At 49.5% G+C, this 3,396-nt stretch carries 3 protein-coding genes; 2 read left to right on the plus strand and 1 reads right to left on the minus strand.

Going from position 1 to position 3,396, the window contains the following annotated elements:
* Nucleotides 1–294: N-acetylmuramoyl-L-alanine amidase family protein (locus C7B77_RS26495; protein WP_146138536.1), on the plus strand; the 294-nt coding region annotated here is incomplete at its 5' end.
* Nucleotides 295–526: 232 nt separating this feature from the next.
* Here C7B77_RS26495 and C7B77_RS30500 read toward each other — a convergent pair.
* On the minus strand, nt 527–685 hold the full coding sequence (locus C7B77_RS30500) for a hypothetical protein (protein ID WP_181244046.1): 159 nt from the start codon (nt 683–685) through the stop codon (nt 527–529).
* Between the two features lie 58 nt (nt 686–743).
* Between C7B77_RS30500 and C7B77_RS26500 the strand changes: the two genes are divergently transcribed.
* Nucleotides 744–3,143, plus strand: coding sequence for a metallophosphoesterase (locus C7B77_RS26500; RefSeq protein ID WP_106312053.1), 2,400 nt, complete (start codon nt 744–746; stop codon nt 3,141–3,143).
* Nucleotides 3,144–3,396 lie beyond the last annotated feature (253 nt).

Here is a 3,396-nt window from a genome sequence, read left to right on the forward strand (position 1 = left end):
GGTAGAAGTTCCGGCGCATCGATTTATTGGTATCAACCCCAATCCCAAAACTTTGCTGCCTTCATGCTCGATTATTTCAGCACCCAAGGCAATCGCCCGATTCTGAATAATAAAGGCGTGATTTGGCGCAGCTTTGCCCTCGCCCGCCCCAGCACAACCCCCGCTGTGTTGCTAGAAGTCGGATTTATGACTAATCCACCAGAAATTACCGATCTCGCCCGCCCTGCCCGCCAACAGGAATTAGCTGGCGTTTTGGCAGATGGCATCGCTCAGTGGATAGTGAGTAAAGTCTAGTCGATCGAACTTCGGTGAGATTGGTGACAGTCTCGCCAATTTTATAACTGTCTAACAACTTATCGATCGCCGCAGACGGCGCACAAGCTTCGATTTGGTTGTCTAGTCGATCGTAATTTGTTCGATCGCTTCTGTTAAATCATGATATCAGGGAAAAATAAGCGATCGATATTATTTATTTTCCCTAGTTTTTTAATGTTCGATCGCTTCTGGCAATGAGTTTATTAAAGAATTAAATAACACAATAATCGGGACGATCGTTAACCGGACGATCTCCTGCTTTTAACGTTGGAATGGGATCCTGAAACTTTAGGTGTGCGTTGAGAAAAAATCGATCGCGCTTCGATTGAGTTTCTGCTTGTCTTTGTTGTCGATCGAACCACGCAGGCACGAGGGCACCAATGCACCAGACTGATGTTCGTGGACTCCTTTCCTTATCTTTAATTACTATGACTGAATTTCGCGTTAATCCCTACCTGCAAAATCCATCTGCCAAGGGTATCTCCGTCACTTGGTTCACCACGAAAGACGTAGATGCCACCCTCACTGTCACTGGCCCAGGTCTGAGCAAACCCTTGACGTACCAGAGTGACGCGACCTTGGCACCAGTGTTGGCTTATACCACCGCCGAACAAAAACAGTCGATCGCGGGCATCAAGGACAGTTGGTTGCTCGATAATAATAACTACAAGCATACAATCGCCGTAGACGGCTTACAGCCTGGGAAAACCTATAACTATACCGTCACCCAGGGGAGTTCCACCTTTAATTCCACCTTTGAAACTGCCCCTAGTGCCACAGACTGGTCGAGCATTCGCTTTATTGCCATGTCTGATAGTGAGACAGAACCCCTGGGTCGAGTCACCTATCGAGAGTGGCAACCAGGTTCGATCGCAGCGAGTTCTACACGCCCGAATTTAACCGATAGTCAGTGGGCGAAAAAGTTTGGCACCAACGGTTCCGGTACCGCCCAAACCTTGCGTTATGCCTTAACGGAAACTGTCGGCTATCAAGAGAACTTAGAGATCGTTAACAGTCGCACTCCGGACTTCTTGCTGATGCCAGGGGACTTAGTGCAAGGGGGCGGCTATCAACCAGGTTGGGATGAATTTTTCCGCCACAACGCGGGGGAGTATGCCAGCGGTCTGTCTAAATATCCGATTTTGCCTGCTCTGGGGAACTGGGAGAATTTTGGCGCGCTCAATGGCGGCTATGGTACCGATGCGGATGGTCGCTTTGGCCCCAAGTTCGGTCGAGATAAGTATCATACTTACTTCGATGCTCCAGAAAATGGCACTCCAGCTCATCGGGATAACTACTACCGCGTTGATTACGGCCCCGTTACCGTCTTGACCTTAGATAGCTCCAATGGCGAACCAGACGATCGCCGGAGTAACTATGGTGGTGCCGGACAACCCCCTAAGATTAGCGGCACCGACTATACAGGCCCAGGTACCGACACCCAAGAGAACTATACCCGCGCCCAGTACGAAAGCTTTGGCGGCACCGATCTATCGGACTTCAACCCTGGCAGCGTGCAGTGGAACTGGGTCAAAGCTCAACTTCAGGATGCCCGCAACAAAGGACAAATCGTCTTTGTACAGTATCACCATGCCCCTTACAGCAATGGCGAGCACGGTCAACCCATGAACCATACCCAATCCTCTGGTCAGGGTGGAACACCCCTCCGCCAGTATCAGGGCATGTTTGAGGAGTATGGCGTTGCGGCTGTCCTCTCCGGTCATAGTGAAATGTTCGAGCGGAGCTTTGTGGATGAAAATCGCGACGGTATCGGGGTGAATTACTACGATGTGGGGGCATCTGGCGATGGACTGCGGGGCGAAAAGCGCACCGGATCTGGGTTCGATACTCCCTTACTCAAATATAACCAGTACAGTCAGTGGACTGCCGACCAAAATGCAGCGGAAGTATGGAAAGTAGTAAACGGCGTACCCCAATTAATCGACGGGGGCAAACACTACGGTCACTTAGAGGTCAATATCGAACCCTTCAGTCCCGTACCAGGCATTGTCGCCAAAATTCAGTTTACGCCAGTCTATAGCTTCCCGATTCTGGATGCAAACTACAACCTCGTGACCACCGAACGCCGTGTCTACGATGACGAGACGATCCTGTTGGTGACGGATAAAGGGACGGTAATTAACAGTTCCTTGAGTCCCGATGCAACGGTAGCCTTGCTTAAAGAGAATCTGGTTGCTGGCACACCAGGCAACGATGTGATTATTGCCAATGCTCCTGGTAGCAAAGTAGACGGCATCAATGACACGATCTTCACCGGAGCAGGCAACGATGAAGTAGACACCACCTTATCCCGTTCGCTAGCGATTAAAGGAAACAACCGCATTTTTACTGGCAGTGGCAACGATCTTTCGATCGTCACCGACAACGATCGATCCTTCGGTAGCATGGGCGACGATATCTTCGAGGCAAGTGAGGCCAAAAACTATCGGCTCTCTGGCGGCGAAGGCAACGATACTTTCTTCCTCGGTGCCAATGGTCGCGCTTTAGGCGGTGAAGGTAACGATCTGTTCTTTGTCGGTAGCGGCGGCAGTAATTTACTCTCTGGTGGTGCTGGTGCCGACCAATTCTGGATCGCTAATGCGGAGATTCCATCTGCTGCGAATACGGTTCTAGATTTCCAAGTCGGTACTGATGTTATCGGCATTCAGGGTGCTGTAAGCCTGGGCATTAGTGCCAGCACGCTTAAATTGAATCAAGTTGGCGCGGATACTGCAATTGATTTTGGTGGTAAAACTCTGGCCGTATTGACAGGCATTCAAGCTAGCAGTTTGACTCTAGGTAATGCCAGTCAGTTCGTGTTTGCTTAAAACTGTAAATCAGCTTTTCTGTCGATATTGTCCAAAGTCGTCCTCGATCGAATTTAAACAACTAGGCACGATCGCTAACTAATATTCTCGATCGTGCCTAAGACAGAGTATTACCTAATCTTTCCCACTATCATCACAAGTAAATAGACTCAGAGGTTGTTTATCAATAGCGTAACTTAACTGGATACAGCCAGCACCCTTCCTGCCAGCAGTCTAAAAGGTATTTAGGGGAGTAGCTCTTGCAGTAAGTATC

Origin of the sequence: Chamaesiphon polymorphus CCALA 037, from assembly GCF_003003845.1 — a bacterium.
GTDB classification, from domain to species: domain Bacteria; phylum Cyanobacteriota; class Cyanobacteriia; order Cyanobacteriales; family Chamaesiphonaceae; genus Chamaesiphon; species Chamaesiphon polymorphus.

Bases quoted from the DNA above. Each gene is read 5' to 3' on its own strand.
- C7B77_RS26500 (WP_106312053.1), top strand. From the start codon at position 744: ATGACTGAATTTCGCGTTAATCCCTACCTGCAAAATCCATCTGCCAAG.